Source organism: Bacillus sp. FG16 (assembly GCF_057809515.1).
In genome coordinates this window covers 1-20733 of sequence record NZ_JBMDKC010000096.1, presented here as the reverse complement: position 1 = coordinate 20733, position 20733 = coordinate 1, and the positions used below count along the sequence as shown (strand labels likewise).

Genomic DNA, 20733 nt, shown 5'->3' with positions numbered 1-20733 from the left:
TTTATCAAGCTGCCTAATGAAATAACCGTGTCTAACTTTTAGGGGTCACTTCATTATAGTGCTCTTTTATCAATTGGGTGCGCCTTTCAAATTAAATTTTGTAACGCCCTACTAAAATAACGCTTTTATTTAGATTAATGATTTTTGTATTTTTTAATTTTTTCATCACAAGTAATTTTTATAATTAGTTAATTTCTCAATTTAGTTTGTGTATATAATTCCATTCAAAGATACATAATACCCACGTAACTATTTAAAAACATTTCGTTTTTATATCTAAGTTCAAAAAGGAGCTACATAACATGGATAAAAAAGATATATTAAGTCAACAACTTGATCATGTGTCATCAGATGCGCTAAATACTCCTAGTAAGGCCCAAGAGCAAATGCAAGAAACATCTCAACAGGCACATAATTCAAACAAAAAGGGTAGCACTCAATCTTTACATGTTGAAGATTTACCACATTAAGACATATATACTACAACGAACAAATAGTAAATTTCAAGGGGGAAATCTTAAGATCGAGTGAACTTAATTTTTTCTCCTTTTTCTATTGAAAGTCACTTTAATAGAAAATCTGTACACATCTTTGACAGATCCACCATCGTAACCTCCTGAAAATTCGTGATAATATTTTTTGTCGAATACGCTGAATTTCGACATTGTACGACATATATTATCTCCCTTAGTGAATCCCTGTCCCTCAGGGATTTCTCCTTTTATTAAATACTCTTCGCTTCACTAAATTTTCATCCTTAATAAAATTTAATTACTCCAATGAATAAACATGCGACAGTATCGTGTTTTGATAAAAACTATAAAACAAACTTAACACTAAGAGTAGAATTTTTCTTCTTCTCTTTTTATAAACATAAAAAGAAGCTCTATTTATATAGAGCCCCTTTCTAATTTTATAATTTACTAGACTGTAACCCCTGGATAAACGGTACTACTTCAGGATTTACAAGCGATGATAAATCACCTAATTCTTTTCCTAAGTAAGCTGCTTTAATAACACGGCGCATTACTTTAGAATTACGTGTTTTCGGTAAATCTTCTACAACGTGGATATCTTTAGGACACAACGCTTTTCCAATATGTGAGTTTACTAAACTCATTAATTCTTTCTTTAAATCTTCTGTAAATATTACCCCTTCTCGTAATACAGCAAAGCAATGACAAACTTCACCTTTCACTTCGTCAGGTACACCAATTGCAGCAGCTTCGATTACATCGTTATGTTTCACAAGAATAGATTCATATTCAGCAGGTCCAATACGTTTACCTGCAATATTTAACGTATCGTCTGAACGCCCTGTGATGATATATTGTTCACCATCGTAAATGACCCAGTCACCGTGGACCCATTTATTTTCAAAACGCGACCAATATGTGTTCACGTAACGTTCATCATCTTCCCAGAAGCTTTTCGTCATACCTACCCAAGGTTTCTCTAAGCATAATTCTCCGACTTCATCTCGAATTGGTTTACCTTGATCATCCAGTACGACAGCTGCCATTCCTGGTAAAGATGCGTTAAAACTAATCGGTGCGATTGGCTTAATAAGAACATTACCGAAAATCCCACCAGAGATTTCAGTTCCACCTGAGTAGTTACAGATTGGAACATTTCCTTTTCCAACTGTTTCAAACAGCCACATCCATGGATCAGGATTCCAAGGTTCTCCTGTTGATGCGAATACTTCCAAACTCTTTAAAGAATGTTTATTGACATACTCATCACCTTTTGCCATTAATGCTCGGATTAACGTTGGCGAAATACCTAGATGAGTAATTTCATATTTATCAACTGTCTCCCATAACCGGTCTGCTTCTGGGAAGTCTGGAACACCTTCGTACATAACCATCGTTGCTCCATTAATGAGTGAACCGAATAATAAAAATGGCCCCATCATCCAACCCATATCAGTTACCCATAATACACGATCACCTTGTTTAATATTCATTCCAAATCCTGCATCAAAAGCTGCTTTCAAAGGAAATCCTGCATGCGTGTGTACTGTTCCCTTCGGCTTACCAGTCGTTCCTGATGTATAAATGAGCATTAATGGATCATCACTTTGCATTTCCTCGGCATGTATGAATGGTTTTTCTTTTTCTAGCGTACTCCACGAAAAGTCATAGTTATGTGGTGTAAAATCATTTCCTGCATGACGAACGATAACAACTTTTTCAACAGTTGGGCAATGTTCACAAGCTTTATCTACTTCATCTTTTAAAGAAACAATTTTACCTCGGCGGGAAAATCCATCTGCGGTAATAATCATTTTTGAACCTGCCGCTTGCACACGTGTCATGACTGCATCAGACGCAAAGCCTGAGAATATTGGTGAAATAATTGCTCCGATTTTCATTACAGCTAGCATCGCAACAACTGTTTCTGGAATCATCGGCATATAAATTGTTACACGGTCACCTTTCTCAATACCCGCATGTTTCAAACCATTGGCAACACGGCTTACCCAGTTATCAAGCTCTTCATATGTAAATGATTTTGAAGTTCCATTTTCCCCTTCGTACTGAAGTGCTGGCTGTATTCTCGTCTCTTCATCCGCAAGCCAGCGGGATAAAGCTGATTCTACAACGTTACATGTTCCGCCATTATACCACTGTGCAAACGGTGTACCATTTTCTAAATCTAACACTTCTGTATAAGGTTTCATCCATTGATAGTCAACTGCTTTTTCTGCCTCTCCCCAAAACCAAGCTGTTTCCTCAATAGATTTATTATAAAAAGTTTCATAATCTTCATATCCCAATGATTTCATCCAACCATATAAACGTGTTTTTTCCTTGTACTCTTCTGTTGGAAACCAAACTGCTTGTTTCAATATTTTCCCCTCCTTAACTTTTTGAGCAAGAAAGCCCTAAATAGGGCTTTTAAACTGGATATACAGGATGTTTACGATCCGTGAATACTTGATATTTACTCATATACATTTCGAAACGTCCTTTTAACTCTTCACGTAAATTGTTTGGATGAACAATACCATCAATCACCATCTCTGATGCTAAATGATAAATATCAATATCTTTCTTATACTCTTCACGTTTTTCAGCAATGAAGCTAGCACGCTCTTCTTCTGGTAAAGCTGCAATTTTATTTGCATATACAGCATTGACCGCAGCTTCTGGACCCATTACCGCAATAGAGGCTGTCGGTAATGCCAGGCAGCAATCTGGTTCAAATGCTGGACCTGCCATCGCATATAAACCAGCACCATATGCTTTACGAACAACGATAGAAATCTTCGGTACAGTTGCTTCACTCATTGCAGAAATCATTTTTGCACCGTGGCGAATAATACCAGCACGCTCTACTTTTGTACCGATCATAAATCCTGGTACATCCGCAAGGAATAATAATGGAATATGATATGCGTCGCATAAATTAATAAACTTAGCAGCTTTATCAGCTGAATCATGGAATAATACGCCGCCCTTCATACGCGGCTGATTTGCAATAATACCAACTGGCTTACCATCAATACGTGCTAAGCCTGTAATTAGCTCTTGAGCAAATAATTTTTTTACTTCATAGAATGAACCTTCATCAATAACTCTATTAATGAGATCTTTCATATTGAAAGGAGCATTTTGATTTTCTGGAATGATTTGTTCTAACGTTTTATCGAATTGTTTCGGTTCTTGAGGTGTAACCAATGGAGTCTTTTCTAAGTAGTTATTTGGAAAATATGAAATGTATTGTCTTGCTTGTGTAATCGCATCTTCTTCTGTCTTACATAAAACATCTCCGCATCCTGATACAGAGCAATGCATACGAGCTCCGCCCATCTCTTCTAAAGTTACTTTCTCACCGATAACCATCTCAGCCATACGAGGAGATCCTAAATACATAGATGCATTTCCTTCTACCATCATTACAACGTCGCAAAAGGCTGGAATATAGGCACCACCAGCTGCAGAAGGTCCAAATAATAAGCATACTTGAGGAACTTTACCTGATAATTTCACTTGATTATAGAAGATTCTTCCTGCACCACGGCGCCCTGGGAACATTTCTACTTGATCTGTAATACGCGCTCCAGCAGAGTCGACTAAATAAAATAACGGAACACGTAATTTTTCAGCTGTTTCTTGAATACGTAAAATCTTTTCAACTGTGCGTGATCCCCATGATCCTGCTTTTACAGTAGAATCATTGGCCATTACACACGCAGTACGACCATGTATTTTACCCGTTGCCGTTACAACGCCGTCCGCAGGTAAGCCTGTTTGTTCACAGTTAGCAAATAATGCATCTTCTACATATTCGCCATTATCAAATAGAAGCGCTAAACGATCTCGAACAAATAATTTTCCTTTTTCTTTATTTTGTTCATGATATTTTGGTGCGCCGCCTTGTTTAATCGTTTCAACTCGTTCTTCAAATGTATTCGATTGTTGTTTTTGATCTAACATATTTACTCCCCCTTATACGTTGGTGTGCGTTTTTCCTTGAATGCTTGTAATCCTTCTAATCTATCTTTCGTATGGATTACACCTTCATACGCTTGTTTTTCCATTTGTAATCCGGTATGTAAATCAACTTGAATACCGTTTGAAATCGCTTCTTTTGCTAATCGAACAGCAATAGGGCCATTGCTAGCAATTCTTTCTGCTATTTCAATCGCTTTTTCTTCAAGTAACTGAGATGGTACAACAAATTCTACTAAATCATATTCTTTTGCTTCTTGCGCCGAAATACGTCTTCCTGTATAAATTAATTCTTTCGCTCTACCAACACCAATTAATCTTGGCAAACGCTGCGTACCACCTGCTCCTGGTATTATTGCAAGAGTCGTTTCAGTAAGACCAAGACTTGCAGATTCAGTCGCAATTCTAAAATCACAAGCTAAACTTAATTCTGTACCACCACCAAGGGCGATTCCATTTATAGCCGCGATAACTGGCTGTGGTAATTGTTCAACCATTTCCATAGTAGTGCGAATCATACTAACAGCATGGCGAACTTGTTCCTCATTCATACCAGCACGTTCTTTTAAATCAGCACCAGCACAAAACGCTTTTTCACCAGCACCTGTTAGAATAACTACACGCGTATTGGACTCTTCACTTATTTGAGTTAATATGTTTTGTAACTCTTCTAATAACGCTAAAGATAATGAGTTTGCTTGTCGTTCACGATTTAACGAAATCTTTACAACGTGAGGTGTTACATAATCAACTGAAATATTTTGTAATTGTAGCATCTTCTCACCTACTTATCGTTTTATGTTGAAGCGCTCTATACACATGACTCGGTAATTGGATATTTAACTTACTTTGAATAAATTGACTAGCTCTCAATAACTTTTCTTCGTCTATATTCGTTTGGACTCCTAATTTATGGAGCATATGTACTAGGTCATCAGTAGCAACATTACCTGATGCTCCTGGTGCATAAGGGCAGCCCCCGAGTCCACCACAAGAACTATCAAACGTTGTAATACCGTATTCTAATGATTTAACTACATTCGCTAGAGCCATTCCATACGTATTATGAAAATGCATTGCAAACTGCGAAGCATCATACTTCTTTAATAGATGTTCTAATACTTGTTCTACTTGTAATGGATTCGCTACACCGATTGTATCCCCAAGAGAAACTTCATAAATGCCGTATGAAAATAGTTGATTACATAATTCGTCAACTGCTGCGTGACTTATATCCCCTTCATAAGGACATCCAAATACAGTAGAAACATAGCCTCTTACCTTTTTCCCTTCGAATAATGCCTGTTTTGTTATATCTTCAATTACAACTAATGCTTCTTTAATCGATTTATTAATATTACTTTTATTATGAGATTCACTTGCTGATAAAAAAACATTCACCTCATCTACATTTTGCAAAAAAGCTCGTTCCAAACCATTTTGATTCGGAACAAGCGCAGCATATGTAACATTTGGATCCCTTTTCAGCTCAGAAAATACATCATTTGCATCTGCTAATGCAGGGACCCATTTTGGGTGAACGAATGAGGAAACTTCAACATACGACAATCCTGCTTCTGTAAGTAGTTGAATCCATTTTACTTTATCTTTTGTGCCAACAATCTTTTTTTCATTTTGTAAGCCATCACGTGGCCCGACTTCTTTAATGACAGCAAAATTAGGTAGTTTCAATTCGCTTCCCCCTATATCTCCCTATTCAATTTCTAATAATACATCTCCTTCATTTACAAAATCGCCTTCTTGCACATTAATTTTCATAACTGTGCCAGCTTCTTCTGAAATGATTGGAATTTCCATTTTCATAGATTCCAAAATGACGACATCCTGTTCTTCCTCTACTGTATCTCCTACTCCTACAACAATCTTCCAAACGTTTCCTGCCATCGATGCATATACTTTCGTCATCATTTTTTCCCCCTTAATATTGTTAAATCTTATTTTTTAACGAGTTGTTTCGTTACAAAACCCGTTGTATAAATACCCTCTTTGAACACTTCGTCTTCCAAAACTTGCAGTAGCATTGGTGTGTTCGTTTTAATACCTTCTACTTTTAATTCTTCTAGAGCATCATGTAATTTCGAAATTGCTTCTTCACGAGTTTCGCCATGTGCAATGACTTTCGCAATCATTGGATCATAGAAAGGTGTAATCGTTACATGATTTTCTAAGAAGTGATCGATCCGTACATTTGACGGTAATGTTAAATCTGTAATTTTTCCAGGTGACGGGAAGAATGTTTTCGGATCCTCTGCATAAATACGAGCTTCAATGGCATGACCACTACGTTTTACATCATCCTGTGTAAATGATAGTTTCTCACCACTTGCAATCAGAAGTTGTTGTTCGACAAGGTCTAAACCAGTAATTTCTTCTGTAACTGGATGTTCTACTTGTAATCTCGTATTCATCTCTAAGAAATAGAAATTCTTCTGATCATCTACAAGAAACTCAACTGTACCTGCATTTGTATAGCCAAGTGCTTTGGCAGCTTGTACAGCAACTTCTCCCATCGCCTTTCGTGTACCTTCATCTAAAAATGGTGAAGGTGCTTCTTCGATTACTTTTTGATTTCGGCGCTGTACCGAACATTCACGCTCCCATAAATACACTGTGTTACCATGTGTATCTGCTAAAAGCTGAATTTCAATATGATGCGCGTCTGCTATATATCGCTCTAAATACATTTCTCCGTTACCGAAGAAGTTTTGCGCTCTTGTTTTATTACTTTCAAACGCTTTGGTGAGCGTTTGCTCAGTTTCCATCAACTGCATACCAATGCCTCCGCCGCCTGCGGATGCCTTAAGCATTAATGGATAACCAATTTGTTTTGCAATTTCAATTGCTTCTTCTGCAGTTTCAATATTTGTAGTAATACCTGGGACTACTGGGACATCTGCTGCTTGCATTGCGATACGTGATTCGATTTTACTTCCCATCTTCGTAATGATTTCTTCTGAAGGACCGATAAATACGATTCCTTCTTCTTTGCAGCGAACCGGAAAAGACGGATTCTCTGATAATAAACCATAACCCGGATGAATTGCTTCTGCATTTGTCTTCTTAGCTATTTCAATAATTTTTTCAAGGTTTAAATAACTTTCTTGAACACGCGGTCCACCTACTAAGTAAGCTTCATTTGCCATTTTCACATGAAGGGCATTTTCATCTGCTTCAGAATAAATAGCAACAGTGCGAATACCAAGTTTTTGACAAGTTTTCATAATACGAACAGCGATTTCCCCGCGATTCGCAATTAATATTTTTTGAAACATAGTGATTCCCCCCTTTTATCTACATCCTAAATGTCTAGCAATTACGAGACGTTGAATTTCAGAAGTTCCTTCACCTATTTCTAATAGTTTCGCATCACGAATATGTCGTTCAACTTCATATTCACGCATATAACCATATCCACCATGAATCTGTACTGCTTGATTCGCAATACGGCTTGCTGCTTCCGATGCAAATAGTTTTGCCATTGCCGCTTCTTTGCCAAAAGGTTTATCGTTATCTTTTAACCAAGCTGCTTTATGTACTAAATTGCGTGCTAGCTCTACTTCAGTCGCCATATCAGCTAATTTAAATTGAATCGCTTGGAAATTAGAAATTGACTTTCCAAATTGTTGACGTTCTTTCGCATATTGCAATGCACGTTCAAAGGCTGATTGCGCAATACCAACTGCCAATGCTGCGATTGAAATACGCCCTCCATCAAGTGTATATAAAAATTGTTTAAAACCTTTATTTACATCACCAAGAATATTTTCTTTCGGTACACGAACACCATCAAGTACGATTTCACAAGTATTAGAAGCACGAACACCCATCTTATCGTATGGACTTGAAATCGTTAATCCTTCACTCGTAGTAGGCACGATAAATGCAGAAATACGTTTTCTACCATTCTCTTCAACGCCATTGACAGCGGTTACAATAATTGTATTTGCATACTCTGCGTTTGTAATCCAACACTTCTCACCACTGATTACATACTCATCGCCATCTAATACCGCTTTCGTTTGAGTACCACCTGCATCAGATCCAGCATTTGGCTCCGTTAATCCGAAGGCACCTAATGTTTTACCTGACGCCATTGGAACTAAATACTTTTGTTTTTGTTCTTCTGTACCGAAATAATAAATTGGAGAAGCACCTAATGAAATTGTTGCAGCATAGCTTAAACCAGTGCCACCACAAGCGCGACCAATTTCTTCAACTGCTAATGCGTACGATACCGTATCGCCGCCTGAACCTCCATACTCTTCTGGGAATGGGATACCTAGTAATCCTAGTTCGCCCATTTTTTGAAATGTTTCATATGGAAACTCTGCAGTTTTGTCATAATATACAGCTTTCGGTGCAATTTCCTTTTCAGCAAAGTCACGTACCATTTCTTTAATCATTTGTTTTTCGCGAGTTAGAGTAAATTCCATTCCGCTACACACCCCTTATCGAATATTGAGTTTCGACAGCGTGCGAGTTTCTACTACAAACATAACAACTTAAAAGACAAGAATATTAGTTAGACAATTGCTACAATTCTGTCATAACTTAATTTTAAAACAGATTCTGTACTAATGCACAAAAAAATTCCTACATTGTTCTACAACAACATAGGAGGTTTTGTGTCGAATTATGTAATTTATTGTTTAATAATCTCTACCTTTTCCGGAATCAGAAATTTCTACTAATGCTTCAGGGTATGGTTCGAAATATGTTTGTCTTAATAAATACTTTTCATCAAATCGAATAGCCCATGATTTTAAAATTGTAAGTAAACTACTAAGTGGTATTTTCTTTTCTGCATACTTTTGTAACAGTTCTATAAAATGATCTTTTTCTTGTTTTTTTAACTTTGTTTTAAAATATCCAAAAATGTGCTCGCACACATTTACATTCGATGTATAACGAGGCGCACGCATAAATAATTCATATAAAGTCTTCTCATATTTTTCAAATACCACTTCAATCTTTTCATTTTTGTGATTTGCAATTATACGCCCTAATTCCTTTTGTTTCACTTGATTATATGCCATAAATAAATATTTATTGTCCGACTGAAACAATACAAGTTCTTTCATATTTTTATTGTGTTTAATCATTTTGTAATATGCGATTGTAAATAGCCTTGTAAAGAAATGCTCTCTAATAATAAAATTCGACAATCTGCCTTCCTCTTCAATAGGAAGATGCGAAAATTTTTTTACTACTGCTCCGCCAAATAAGCCAGCTCCTTTTCCCTTTGCTGGCGCTTTTTCAAAACCAGAATAAATTTTCACATCACGCGTACCACAACTTGGTGAACGATTCTTTAAAATAAAACCATCCACATCCGATATCGTTTGTAAAAAGTCATTTGAAAACTGCTGCATTTTTTCAGTTACATCTTCTCGTGTCGACGGTTGCACAAGTCTATTCTCACCATTTTCTTCTACAATTCGTATCGTTTCACGAGGAGTCCCCAATCCAATCTCGACTTCTGGACAAACAGGTATAAATGTAACAAACGGCTGCAAATTTCGTATTGTTACATCTGGAATCATCTCTCCATTATATCGACAGGCATCAAATTCTAAACATTTACTTACAACGATTGTTGGTTTTGCAAATTGTCGCATTTCATTACCTCCGTGGCGTTAATCCGTACAATATAAATTGAATCGTATTTTCAATTTCCATTTCATCATCCCATTTTTCTTCAGGCAATAATAAAAATCTTGTTAAGAGTAATCCTAATACAGCTGATAAAGTAAGACGTAGTACGGAAGATGGTGGTAACTCAATAATTTCCCCTTCTTCTTGAAATTTCACAATCAACTTTTTGAAATGTGAAAACAGTTCTGTTTCTACTAATTGCTGTATTTCATTTTTCAGTTCTGGTTGAAATGGCACCTCTTGAATTAATATTTTTATCATAGGGAAGTGTTTTTGGGCAAATTTAAATCTATTATGAATTACAACCCTTAAAAGTCCTTCATACGATTCATACTCCGATTTAAATATTTCTTTTGCAAAGGTTTGTACGAAAAATGGGGCAGCGAACTTAGTTAAAGTTGGCATTACGACCGCTAGTAATAGATCTTTTTTCGTCTTATAGTAGCGGAAGATTGTTCCTTCCGCTACACCAGCCCGTTTTGCAATTTCACTTGTTGAAGTTGAAGCGTATCCTTTTTCTCCAAACATATCAACAGCCGCCTCTAATATACGCATTTGACGTTCATTTCGTTTATCCGTATTAGTTGCGGCTATTAATTCCTCCAGCCAATCCTTCTGCATTTATAAAGCTCCTTTTTGTCATTATTATATTTTGCGATGTTTCTTTAAAGCAAATACATTTCCTACTGCAAATAATATTGAAAAAAGTAATAATACAGTAAGATCTAATGCAATCTCTCTAAATCCTTGATTCCGAATCATCACTTGTCTCATTGCATCAGCGCCATATGTGAGTGGAAATGCTTTCCCTAACATTTGTAGCCACTTATTCATAGATTCCATTGGAAACAATCCAGAAAAGAAGATTTGTGGCACAATAACAAGCGGTATAAATTGAATCATTTGAAATTCATTATTTGCGTATGCCGATAAAAACGTACCTAATGTTAGTGCAGTTAAAGAGAGCATACATGTAATAAGTAGCGTTAGCCATATGGAGCCAGCTACGTATAAATCTAAAATATAAACGGAAAAACTTACGATAATAATGGATTGTATACAGGCAAAAATTCCAAAGCCAATAATATAACCTGCGACTATTTCCCACCTTCTTACTGGGGTGGATAATAACCTTTCAAGCGTACCACTTAAACGTTCTCTTACGAAAGATACACCTGATAATATAAATACAAAGAAAAATGTAAAGAAACCAATTAATACAGGACCAAGCCCATCAAACATCGAAAATTCTTTAGAGCCATGTAAATAATTCACTTCAGGCTTCATAATCGAAACATCATTCTTCTCTGTGCTTTTTTGCAATACTTGAAGTACAGCACGATTTTTTGACGAATCACTACCTTCCAACAGAAGTTTCATTTTTCCATTCTCTATTCGAAGTACAGCATCTACCTTTTGTTTTTCTAACTCAGAAATCGCCTTTTCTTTACTGTGTTCATAAATTGATGCTTCTTGATCTTTCATCACTTTTACTATTTGATCGGGCATATCAACAACAGCAATTTGCGGTATATAGTCTTTTTGTGTAAACACTAGCGATAATAGCCAAAGTAATAACATTGGTGCCCCAAACATCATCGCTAACGAACGCTTATCTCGAAAAAATTGGCGAATAATACGAATGATTACACCAGTAACTCTCATGATGACACCACCTCTTCCAGCAAAAAGACATCTTCAATCCGTCCAGATGACACGCGTTTTTTCAATTCTTCAGTTGTTCCAACCGCAACTAGTTTCCCTTCTCTAATTAATCCTAGACGCTCACAAAATTCAGCTTCATCCATAATGTGCGTCGTTACAATAATCGTTGTACCTTTCTTTTTAAGATCATAAAACTTTTCCCAAATCGTTTTTCTAAGAAGCGGATCTATCCCCACTGTAGGCTCATCTAAAATTAATATTTCTGGTTCGTGCAGGAGTGCTATTGCTAATGATAAGCGTTTTTTCATTCCACCTGAAAATTGTTGTACTTGCTTTTTCATATACTGTGATAATTGTACAAGTTCAAAAACTTCTGCAATTCTTGTCTTTTTACGTTTTCCCTTTAGTCCATACATCGTTGCTATAAAATCTGCATTTTCATATGCTGACAATTCTTCATATAATGCATCCGCCTGGGCCATATAACCAATTCTTTTCATTTCATTTAAATTAGGCATATTAGTATTATTAACAAGCACTTCACCTTTCGTTGCCTCATTAATACCTGCAATCATTTTAATGAGCGTTGTTTTCCCCGATCCAGAAGGTCCAACAAAACCAAAAATCTCTGCTTTTTCAACTTGCAATGAAAGATTGTGTAACACTTCTTTTTTCCCAAAACTTTTTGATACAGTCCGTAAAATAATTGAAGGTTCTTGCACGTTTCATCCTCCTTTTTTAATAAAATGAGTGAGTACTCACTTTTATTTTACTCTTGCTTAATTATATGTCAAACTCCGTTGATTAGTATGTATGTTCAATCAACGATATTAAACAATGAAACAGAGTCGACATTAGAATTTCATTTCCTAAAGTCGACTCTGTTTCATTTAAACTATAAATTTCACTTTACGTTTTTAAATTCATATACTTCCGAATTCTAGCAACGTCTAAAGAATATTCAATAACTAATTGCTGTAACGGTAAAATAACTGTGTCAGGATATAAATGTGCATATTGTAATGTTTCTGCATATTTTTCTAACCTTTTTTCTAAATACTTTATTATTTGATCAGGATGACTTACTAATAAACATTTACAATAATAATGGATTTGTTCCTCAATAGCCGTGTATTCTTCAATTTCATATTCTTTATGCATGTGTACACCCCTTTAAGTTTTTTATACGAATTACTTATCACAATTTTCACTCGACAAATTTTAAGTTTTTTGATTATTTACACTATAACAAACACTCAGGGTCAAATTTTGTTACTTTATGTAACGTAGAAAATTTTTAACAAAATTGTAATGTAAACTCGTACAAAATACATAAAGCCCCTTTACTCATTTTTGTATAAAAAAATCGTACAGCTTAATTTAGCTGCACGACTACAATTTCTGGCCTATTCAAAATTCTTTGCGGAATGATACTATTTCCTAATCCTCTACTCACTACCATTGATGTACTTTGTTCTACATATAAACCAGCTGTATATTTAGGTAAAACACCTTGATTTGGCGCAACTAATCCTCCGATAAATGGCAATCTAACTTGCCCTCCATGAGCATGCCCTGATAACACTAAATCTATTTGCTCATCAGCATACTCTGTCAAAAATTCAGGCCTATGGGATAATAATACATTATATCTATCTGGCTGCATTTCAATTTTCGCCTTTTTAATTTCATCTATTATAATATTTCCTTCATCACGGTTTCCAGTAACAAACTCTGGATCATCAATACCTAACAAGTTTATTTCTTGCTCACCCTTTCGAATGCCTACATATTCATTCCTTAAAACATTGACATCATATTTCTTCAACTCTTTTTCTAAACGGTTATACTTTCCAGACCATTGTTCATGGTTTCCTGTCACAAAATATACAGGATACTTCTTTACAATTTCTCGTATTAATTGCATACTAACTTCTGCATCGTATGATTTACTGTCAATTAAATCACCCGTAATCGCAATAATATCTGGATCTATGCTTTTAATTTTTTGAATTAACACATCTTGATTATCGCCAAATTGTTTATTGTGTAAGTCTGAAATTTGTAGAATTTTATACCCTTTAAAAGAGGAGGGTATTTTACTAGAGGTTATTTTAACCTCAGTTATACTTATTAAATTGTTCTGTAAATATAAAAAGATAATACAACCTACTAACGTAGCAATAAGTAATACACTTCTTTTAATCTTCTTGCTCATATTCCCTCCTAAAACCTTAATCAGTACTACAATTCGCAAAAACATTCCAATAGATTTTTCTTTTTTTATCTAACGGTTCTCTTTTAAAGTGAAATCAATTTAACTACGATAATCAAGTACAAGTTTCTAATTATAGGAATTGAAGAACTTATATCACTCTGTTGAAGTAAACATGCCCATTTCTGTTCTAATCGTAACTCTATCATATAACATTAAAGCCGAAATTCCCAAGTTAAGGAATTTCGGCTTTTTGAGTTCGTACGAATATCTTAGCTTTCGTTCTATGTACCTTGCTGTTGTATATCTTATTACATACCAGCTGTCTATCTATATGTGGTGAAGTTTTTATCTTTTCCAATAATCAACCATGTATAAAATATTTAACTTAATTAACACCTTTAATGGATATCATGCTTTTTAAAGTTTCCGCCTTGTACTTCCGCAACATCATATACAGTGACAAAGGCATTTTCATCAATTTCATGAATAAGCTCCTTCATTTTATTCTCTTCTAAACGACTGATAACACAGCTAACTTCTTTATAGGCTTCTTTCGAAAATCCACCATACATTTCGTTATAGATTGCATTTCTCCCAAGACGTTCCCAGATTGTATCTATCATTAATTTAGGTTCTTTTGTAACAATTTTAAATGTTTTAGATCCACTTAATCCTACCTCAATAATATGAATTACTTTAGAAGCAATAAAATAAGCAATCGCTGATAAAATCCCACCTTGAAGACCGAATACTGTTGAAACAAAAATAAATACGAACATATTTAAAAACAAAATAAGATCACTTGTGCCAAACGGTAATCTCCTAGACAACAATACCGCTAGCATATCAATTCCATCTAACGCTCCGCCATTACGAAGTGCTAATCCCATACCGAAGCCGATAATCACACCAACAACAACAGTAACTAACAATGTATCTCCTTCAATAATTGTAGGCACATTATGCATAACCATAGTGCCTATTGCAAGTGATACAATACCAATAACTGAATAAATTGCAAATCCTCTACCGATTTGTTTATAACCTAGCCAAACAAATGGAATATTAATAATTCCAATTAAAAGACCTAATGGTAACCCAAATAACTGAGAACTAACAATACTTATACCTGTTACACCACCATCTGAGACATTATTAGGAATAAGTACAGCCTCTAATCCATATGCGGTTATGAACGCTCCAATAACAATCAAAATTGCTTGTGAAATCCTTTTCAATTTATTAACATTTTTATTCCTTATACTTCCCATCTCAATTCCTCATTTCTCACATTTTTCTCTTTTTGTCATTTCATGATTACATCAGCTTCTTTAGTCATAGTGTCACACCTACTATGTAACTTCTCTCAAACTATAACTTCCTATACTTAACCCGAGGGATATACGGTATATGTATGAATTCTTATAACTACTAATCATGCGTTACCCTATTAAATACGTTATCCACTTTACCATTTAAACACCATGCAATTATTGTTAATAGACCGCACACAGAAACTACTGGCTGTTCTACCTCCCAAGAGTTTAAATTTACTTCCGTCCACTTACCTATCACACAATATCAAAACCGTAGTTCGTGAAATCAATTCCATAAGCATAATGAGCACTACTTTACAAATTCCAAAACAACACCAACTGACCAATATACTCATTCGGTCAATTATAATATACCTAAAACTTAAGTAAAATTCCATTGATTAATATTATTTCTTTCTATTAAAAAAAGATACATAATGTAGGATTATTTAAGTTTTTTATAAAATAAGTAAGTTTTACAAACACCCTAGTTTGCAATGTTTTCATGGTTTGAAAATTAGTTAAAATACGCTTAATCAAGGTTAATTTATTCGATATATTCTCTCTTTTCACTCTTGTATTTTATCTTCATTCGTTTATCATATGGAGACAAAAAATAACGTTACAATTGGTTCCTACGTACAATTTCTCTATCGTAATAACTCCATCTTACAATTAACAGGTTGTGTAGTTAATATCTTACAAAATACGATTGTAGTTGATATTGCCGATATTGCTGGAACACATGCTATTGAAGAAAATAGGCAAGTTGTAAAATATGGTTATTATAAAGTGAAACTTTAATGAGTGGTGGTTTTGTTCATCCCTCACTCATTATTAGCCCTCACCAATCGGGCTTTAACGGGATCAAAAGATGAAGTAAATCGATAACATAAAAAGGCCCTAGTACACACTAGGATCTTTTTTTATAACGTTATTTTTATAGTATTTTAATTTACAGCCATCATACTTTGTTTCTAAATTTTATAATTATGTAGCGTCCTTCCATTCAGACTTCAATATTGAATATTGATATTCATCAATCCACTGGCCTTTTAGCATGTAATTCTGCAATAAATGACCTTCTCTCCTCATCCCCACTCGTTCTAGTACAGAAATAGACTTATTATTTCGAACGTCCGAAAATGCAATCACCTTATGTTTTCCTAATGAATGAAATATGTAACTCAATAAGGCACAAACAGCTTCAGTTGCATAGCCTTTTCCCTGATATTCTGGAGAAAGAGTAAATCCGATTTCTACGATGCGTGGTTCATTTACAAGTGTGTGAAGTGCGCAATCTCCAATTATTTTGTTATTTTCAGCCAAAGCAATTGCGAACTGGAACCAAGTACCTGGTAGATTAGGATTATTTTTAACTTGTTCATTTACAAACGTTTTAGCCTCATGATATTGATAATTAACCCATGACTGAAATTTAGCCACTTCTGGATTAGAACGATAAAAATGAAAATAGTTAGTGTCATCCATACTAAACCTTCTCAAAATAAGACAATCTGTTCTCCAAAAGACTTGATTGTCATTCTCCATAACTATTCACCCTCTTTTCTACATTAATTATATCTTTATATTACATAGGTATAAATAGTTTACATGCTTATAAAAAAGCGATTCTTTTCACATTAAAAAGAATCGCTTTCCAAGTTCTTATTTTTAATTATATTACATAAAGCATTGAGAGATTATTATTTAAGAGCCTTAACTATAACTTCAGTTGCCTCTGCAATGAGTTGATTATCATAGGTAGCCTCTTTCTCATCTTTACTAGATAAAATTGCGATGATAATTGGTGCTCTATTTGGAGGCCAAACGATAGCAATATCATTTCTTGTCCCGTAACTGCCAGCACCTGATTTATCTCCAACTACCCAGTCAGTTGGTACGCCTGCACGAATAAGTTTGTCCCCTGTAGCATTCCCTTTCATCCACTCTGTAAGAATTTTACGTTTTTCAGCAGGAAGTGCATTTCCGACCGTAAAAGCTTTAAGATTCGTAGCAATTGCTCTCGCTGTACTAGTGTCACGAATGTCTCCTGGAATAGCTTCGTTTAATTCTGTTTCAAAGCGATCAGACATAGTAATCCGATCCCCCATCTTTCTAAGCGCTTTTTCATATCCTTTAGGTCCGCCTATTTTATTAAATAAAATGTTCCCTGCAGTATTATCACTTGAGCGAACAGCAGCCTCAGCAATTTCTCCTAGTTTCATCCCAGTATCTACATGTTTCTCTGTAACGGGTGAATAATCCACTAAGTCTTCTTTCGTAAATGTGATTACTTCATTTAATGTATCAATTGAGTTTTGCTGTAGTAATACTCCTGCAGCTAAAGCCTTGTAGGTTGATGCGAAGGCAAATCTTTCGTTAGGTCGATAAGAGATTGTTTGATTTGTACCAGTATCAATCGCATATACACCTAATCGAGCATCAAATTTTTTCTCAAGTTGAGAGAACTCTTTATGCGTTGCCTGATTTTTATGTTTCACTTGTCCAGTCTTTTCTTTCGCTTCAACTTGCAGTGATCCTCCTGGAAAAGCTTCTAGGCTTGTAAGACTTAAACTTAATATACCAACGCATATTCCTATTTTTAGCATCCTCTTATTTTTCAAAACCATCATTCCTTCCAAATTTTTAGCACCTTTTTATACGTACACATAATAGACAATCATCGAACCAAATTTGTTCCATAAACTGAAAAAAATTTATAGCTAGTATGAGAGTTATTAACAAAATCAGAGATAGTAGCTATGATCGCCGCTATCTCTGATTTCACATTTCATTTTTTTACTTATAAATGGCTTTATATAAACAGGTTCTCTTCCCTGAGAAAAGTACTCTAATTTTGCTTAGAACTACCTGTACTAGTAGATTCACCATATATACGTTGCTGTTTCAAATCAAAGTATACATCTAATACTTCCTTTCCAATTATAGAATTAATTCCATTTTTATCATCATGAAGCCATGGAACTACTACGGAAAATGCTACTTCTGGATTATCATATGGAGCATATCCAACTAACGTTAAGTTGTAACATTCCATACGTTCTCCTTTTGCATTTCTGCCAATTGGGTCATCTCCACCATATACAGTTTGGGCTGTTCCTGTCTTTCCTGCTGGTTTATATGGCGCATTTTTGAAATATTTCACGCCAGTTCCATCACCTTCTTGGAATACCCATCTAAACCCTTCTTTTATCCGATCAATATGTTCTTTCTTCATATCAATTCGATTTAATACGACAGGCTCTATGGAACGTATAACTTTTCCAACCTCTTCTTTTATTGATTGTTCTCGTATTTCTTGTACAATTTGAGGTTGCATTCTATAACCACCATTCGCAATCGTTGAAACATATTGCGCTAATTGCAACGGCGTATACGTATCATACTGACCAATAGAAAAATCTAGTAAAAACCCAGGTTGACTATCTACTTTTCTCGTTTGTCCAATTATTTCATTCGGTAAATCAATACCTGTTGGGACACCTAAACCAAATTGCTTGAAATAATAGCGCATCGTATCAAAGGCTCCTTGTTTAATATCCAATGATCCATTTGGTACGTAATTAACTCCGGCAATTTTTAAAGCTGTCTGGAACATGTATACATTCGAAGATACTTGTAAAGCCCGTAAATCATTAATATTACCAAATCCGGATACATTCCACGATTTCTTAGCTTGTGTACCTTTAAATTTCATCGGCGCGTCATAAAATTGATCTCCTGGATGTATTGCCCCTGTCTCATATCCAGTTAATAAAGTAGCACCTTTTACAGCTGACCCTAGCTCATACGAAGTTGTCATATTACCTAATGCCAAATCCTCAAACTCTATTTTCCCTTCTTTTTCTACAATCTTTTTGCCTGCCATTGATAAAATTTGTCCGTTATTTGGATTCGTCATGACAACAAAAGCTCGATCGAGAAGTGGCTCTGAACTTTTAAAAGCTCTCAAGTTTTTCTCTATACTTTCTTCCACTTTCTTTTGTAATTCCATATCAATCGTTAATGTTAAACTATTACCACTTTTTCCTTTAGAGATTATTTCTGTGCTAACAATGTTTCCTGATTTATCAGTAATATTTTTCACTTCTTCTTTTGTTCCGTGTAATACATCTTCATATCGTTGTTCAATATAACTTTTTCCAACACGATCATTACGGTTATATCCACGTACTAAATAAGAATCTAAATTTTCTTTCGGTAATCCTTCTTCACTACTCGTAATATTTCCTAATACAGAACGAAATAAATTACCGTTTACATAATTACGTTCCCAATCAACAGTTGCATCTACTCCTGGAAAATTCGCAAGATTTTCGCTTATCCGCGCATACTCTTCATCTGTTACATCTTTTTTAATGATTTGTGGTGTTAGTTGATAACCTGAACCCATTTTACTTTTAATAGCTAACACCTTTAAATCTTGTGCTGTTAATTCTGCTAATTCTACCTCTGTAACGCGACCTCGTCTTAAGTCTTCTATTTTTTTATCTAACTCTTTTCCCTCTATACCCTTTTCTTTAAACTTTTCTATATCTTTCTTAGTAATCTTTGTCTCCGCACGTTTCGAATTCAACTGCATCCAAAAATCTTTTTATCGATATCTGTTAATTTATTTATATCTTGTTCAGGCATTTCAAGTACTTTCGCCAAGTCTTTTGCTGTTTTTAAAATATCTTCACTCGTAATTCCCTTCACCCTTGTATACGTAATTGTGCGAAGAGATTTATTATTAACAACTGTTTTCCCTTCTCGATCTAAAATTTGTCCACGTGGAACTGGAATACTAGTTATTGCATTTTGACTACTTTCCACTTGGTTCTTATAAGCCTCTCCCTCAACGATTTGTACCTTTCCTAGCTGCATAATAATAGCTGAGAATAGTAGAAATATGCAAAGGAACATTATATTTAATCGAATAGATATATATGACTTCTGCTTCTTGCCTTTTTGTTCTTTCATAAATCCTCCATTTAATCCTTTCAGAAATTGCTACAAATACTAAAAGCATTTCTTATATATTAGATACCGATAATCGGTTATAAATATCGCCTCAATTTTTTGCTTAATCCTTGTAAACATCCATTCTTTTTCGTTTAGCTACGGCATTAATAACTCTCCCTTCTTGTTTTCTCTCTATTTTTTTGCCGCTTGCATTAGAAGTGCTAAACTGTATAATGACTCTTATTAAACTTACATATAGACTTGCTAGTAAATTTTCATGTTAATTATTCCTTTCTTCATGCTTTAATACTTAATAGACAACCTAAACAATAAAGTTGTTCCACATTTACAAAAAAAATAATTAAATATAAGATAAAATAGGCTACATAAGGGAGGGTTATATGTTACATACAAAAAGATGGAGATTTTT

At 34.9% G+C, this 20733-nt stretch carries 18 protein-coding genes and 1 pseudogene; 2 read left to right on the top strand and 17 right to left on the bottom strand.

The genetic code is table 11. The features are described from left to right. Positions 1–302 precede the first annotated feature (302 nt). Positions 303–470, top strand: a complete 168-nt coding sequence (locus tag ACODS7_RS25575) for a hypothetical protein (protein ID WP_016081562.1) — start codon at positions 303–305, stop codon at positions 468–470. Positions 471–913: 443 nt separating this feature from the next. Here ACODS7_RS25575 and ACODS7_RS25570 read toward each other — a convergent pair whose 3' ends face one another. The 14 genes from ACODS7_RS25570 to ACODS7_RS25505 all read right to left on the bottom strand — a co-directional run bounded on the left by ACODS7_RS25570 (position 914) and on the right by ACODS7_RS25505 (position 15290). Further along, a complete protein-coding gene (locus ACODS7_RS25570) occupies positions 914–2854 on the bottom strand; it encodes an AMP-binding protein (protein ID WP_029442752.1) in 1941 nt (646 codons plus the stop codon). A gap of 49 nt (positions 2855–2903) precedes the next feature. Then, positions 2904–4445: an acyl-CoA carboxylase subunit beta gene (locus tag ACODS7_RS25565; protein WP_029442753.1), complete on the bottom strand. Its 1542-nt coding sequence runs from the start codon at positions 4443–4445 to the stop codon at positions 2904–2906. A 2-nt stretch (positions 4446–4447) separates the two neighbouring features. Then, on the bottom strand, positions 4448–5236 hold the full coding sequence (locus ACODS7_RS25560; RefSeq protein ID WP_243168972.1) for an enoyl-CoA hydratase: 789 nt from the start codon (positions 5234–5236) through the stop codon (positions 4448–4450). Positions 5237–5240: 4 nt separating this feature from the next. Continuing rightward, a complete protein-coding gene (mvaB, locus tag ACODS7_RS25555) occupies positions 5241–6152 on the bottom strand; it encodes a hydroxymethylglutaryl-CoA lyase (protein WP_016081565.1) in 912 nt (303 codons plus the stop codon). A 21-nt stretch (positions 6153–6173) separates the two neighbouring features. Then, the gene (locus ACODS7_RS25550; protein WP_001987345.1) at positions 6174–6389 is read right to left on the bottom strand and encodes an acetyl-CoA carboxylase biotin carboxyl carrier protein subunit; all 216 of its coding nucleotides are present in this window, start codon (positions 6387–6389) and stop codon (positions 6174–6176) included. A gap of 26 nt (positions 6390–6415) precedes the next feature. Further along, on the bottom strand, positions 6416–7753 hold the full coding sequence (locus ACODS7_RS25545) for an acetyl-CoA carboxylase biotin carboxylase subunit (RefSeq protein WP_000486742.1): 1338 nt from the start codon (positions 7751–7753) through the stop codon (positions 6416–6418). Between the two features lie 15 nt (positions 7754–7768). After that, positions 7769–8914, bottom strand: coding sequence for an acyl-CoA dehydrogenase (locus ACODS7_RS25540; protein ID WP_000397282.1), 1146 nt, complete (start codon positions 8912–8914; stop codon positions 7769–7771). Between the two features lie 216 nt (positions 8915–9130). Beyond that, positions 9131–10099, bottom strand: a complete 969-nt coding sequence (locus ACODS7_RS25535) for a YbgA family protein (protein ID WP_029442755.1) — start codon at positions 10097–10099, stop codon at positions 9131–9133. A 4-nt stretch (positions 10100–10103) separates the two neighbouring features. After that, on the bottom strand, positions 10104–10757 hold the full coding sequence (locus ACODS7_RS25530) for a TetR/AcrR family transcriptional regulator (RefSeq protein WP_016081569.1): 654 nt from the start codon (positions 10755–10757) through the stop codon (positions 10104–10106). Between the two features lie 24 nt (positions 10758–10781). Then, entirely contained in the window at positions 10782–11801 is a 1020-nt protein-coding gene (locus tag ACODS7_RS25525; protein WP_029442756.1) for an ABC transporter permease, read from the bottom strand. Then, a complete protein-coding gene (locus ACODS7_RS25520; RefSeq protein WP_029442757.1) occupies positions 11798–12523 on the bottom strand; it encodes an ABC transporter ATP-binding protein in 726 nt (241 codons plus the stop codon). The genes ACODS7_RS25525 and ACODS7_RS25520 overlap by 4 nt, the downstream gene beginning before the upstream one ends. 187 nt (positions 12524–12710) lie before the next feature. After that, positions 12711–12962, bottom strand: coding sequence for a hypothetical protein (locus ACODS7_RS25515; RefSeq protein WP_000548621.1), 252 nt, complete (start codon positions 12960–12962; stop codon positions 12711–12713). Positions 12963–13176: 214 nt separating this feature from the next. After that, positions 13177–14019: a metallophosphoesterase gene (locus ACODS7_RS25510; protein ID WP_029442759.1), complete on the bottom strand. Its 843-nt coding sequence runs from the start codon at positions 14017–14019 to the stop codon at positions 13177–13179. 398 nt (positions 14020–14417) lie between these two features. Beyond that, positions 14418–15290: a YitT family protein gene (locus ACODS7_RS25505; protein ID WP_243168973.1), complete on the bottom strand. Its 873-nt coding sequence runs from the start codon at positions 15288–15290 to the stop codon at positions 14418–14420. Positions 15291–15938: 648 nt separating this feature from the next. Here ACODS7_RS25505 and ACODS7_RS25500 point away from each other — a divergent pair. After that, a complete protein-coding gene (locus ACODS7_RS25500) occupies positions 15939–16139 on the top strand; it encodes a DUF2187 domain-containing protein (protein ID WP_098139102.1) in 201 nt (66 codons plus the stop codon). Between the two features lie 186 nt (positions 16140–16325). Here the strand turns inward: ACODS7_RS25500 and ACODS7_RS25495 are convergent, their stop codons facing one another. The 3 genes and pseudogenes from ACODS7_RS25495 to ACODS7_RS25485 form a co-directional block, all read right to left on the bottom strand. Beyond that, entirely contained in the window at positions 16326–16886 is a 561-nt protein-coding gene (locus ACODS7_RS25495; protein ID WP_016081574.1) for a GNAT family N-acetyltransferase, read from the bottom strand. A gap of 155 nt (positions 16887–17041) precedes the next feature. Further along, a complete protein-coding gene (gene bla, locus ACODS7_RS25490) occupies positions 17042–17968 on the bottom strand; it encodes a class A beta-lactamase Bla1 (protein WP_140163875.1) in 927 nt (308 codons plus the stop codon). 221 nt (positions 17969–18189) lie between these two features. Continuing rightward, positions 18190–20321, bottom strand: a pseudogene (locus ACODS7_RS25485) (peptidoglycan D,D-transpeptidase FtsI family protein). Between the last annotated feature and the right edge of the window lie 412 nt (positions 20322–20733).

What these genes read in the sequence shown, in the direction of transcription:
- ACODS7_RS25525 (WP_029442756.1), bottom strand. Translation starts at nt 11,801, where the DNA reads ATGAGAGTTACTGGTGTAATCATTCGTATTATTCGCCAATTTTTTCGA.
- ACODS7_RS25510 (WP_029442759.1), bottom strand. Translation starts at nt 14,019, where the DNA reads ATGAGCAAGAAGATTAAAAGAAGTGTATTACTTATTGCTACGTTAGTA.
- ACODS7_RS25535 (WP_029442755.1), bottom strand. Translation starts at nt 10,099, where the DNA reads ATGCGACAATTTGCAAAACCAACAATCGTTGTAAGTAAATGTTTAGAA.
- ACODS7_RS25575 (WP_016081562.1), top strand. Translation starts at nt 303, where the DNA reads ATGGATAAAAAAGATATATTAAGTCAACAACTTGATCATGTGTCATCA.
- ACODS7_RS25515 (WP_000548621.1), bottom strand. Translation starts at nt 12,962, where the DNA reads ATGCATAAAGAATATGAAATTGAAGAATACACGGCTATTGAGGAACAA.
- ACODS7_RS25560 (WP_243168972.1), bottom strand. Translation starts at nt 5,236, where the DNA reads ATGCTACAATTACAAAATATTTCAGTTGATTATGTAACACCTCACGTT.
- ACODS7_RS25530 (WP_016081569.1), bottom strand. Translation starts at nt 10,757, where the DNA reads ATGCAGAAGGATTGGCTGGAGGAATTAATAGCCGCAACTAATACGGAT.
- ACODS7_RS25495 (WP_016081574.1), bottom strand. Translation starts at nt 16,886, where the DNA reads ATGGAGAATGACAATCAAGTCTTTTGGAGAACAGATTGTCTTATTTTG.
- ACODS7_RS25540 (WP_000397282.1), bottom strand. Translation starts at nt 8,914, where the DNA reads ATGGAATTTACTCTAACTCGCGAAAAACAAATGATTAAAGAAATGGTA.
- ACODS7_RS25545 (WP_000486742.1), bottom strand. Translation starts at nt 7,753, where the DNA reads ATGTTTCAAAAAATATTAATTGCGAATCGCGGGGAAATCGCTGTTCGT.
- ACODS7_RS25505 (WP_243168973.1), bottom strand. Translation starts at nt 15,290, where the DNA reads ATGGGAAGTATAAGGAATAAAAATGTTAATAAATTGAAAAGGATTTCA.
- ACODS7_RS25565 (WP_029442753.1), bottom strand. Translation starts at nt 4,445, where the DNA reads ATGTTAGATCAAAAACAACAATCGAATACATTTGAAGAACGAGTTGAA.
- bla (WP_140163875.1), bottom strand. Translation starts at nt 17,968, where the DNA reads ATGGTTTTGAAAAATAAGAGGATGCTAAAAATAGGAATATGCGTTGGT.
- ACODS7_RS25500 (WP_098139102.1), top strand. Translation starts at nt 15,939, where the DNA reads ATGGAGACAAAAAATAACGTTACAATTGGTTCCTACGTACAATTTCTC.
- ACODS7_RS25550 (WP_001987345.1), bottom strand. Translation starts at nt 6,389, where the DNA reads ATGATGACGAAAGTATATGCATCGATGGCAGGAAACGTTTGGAAGATT.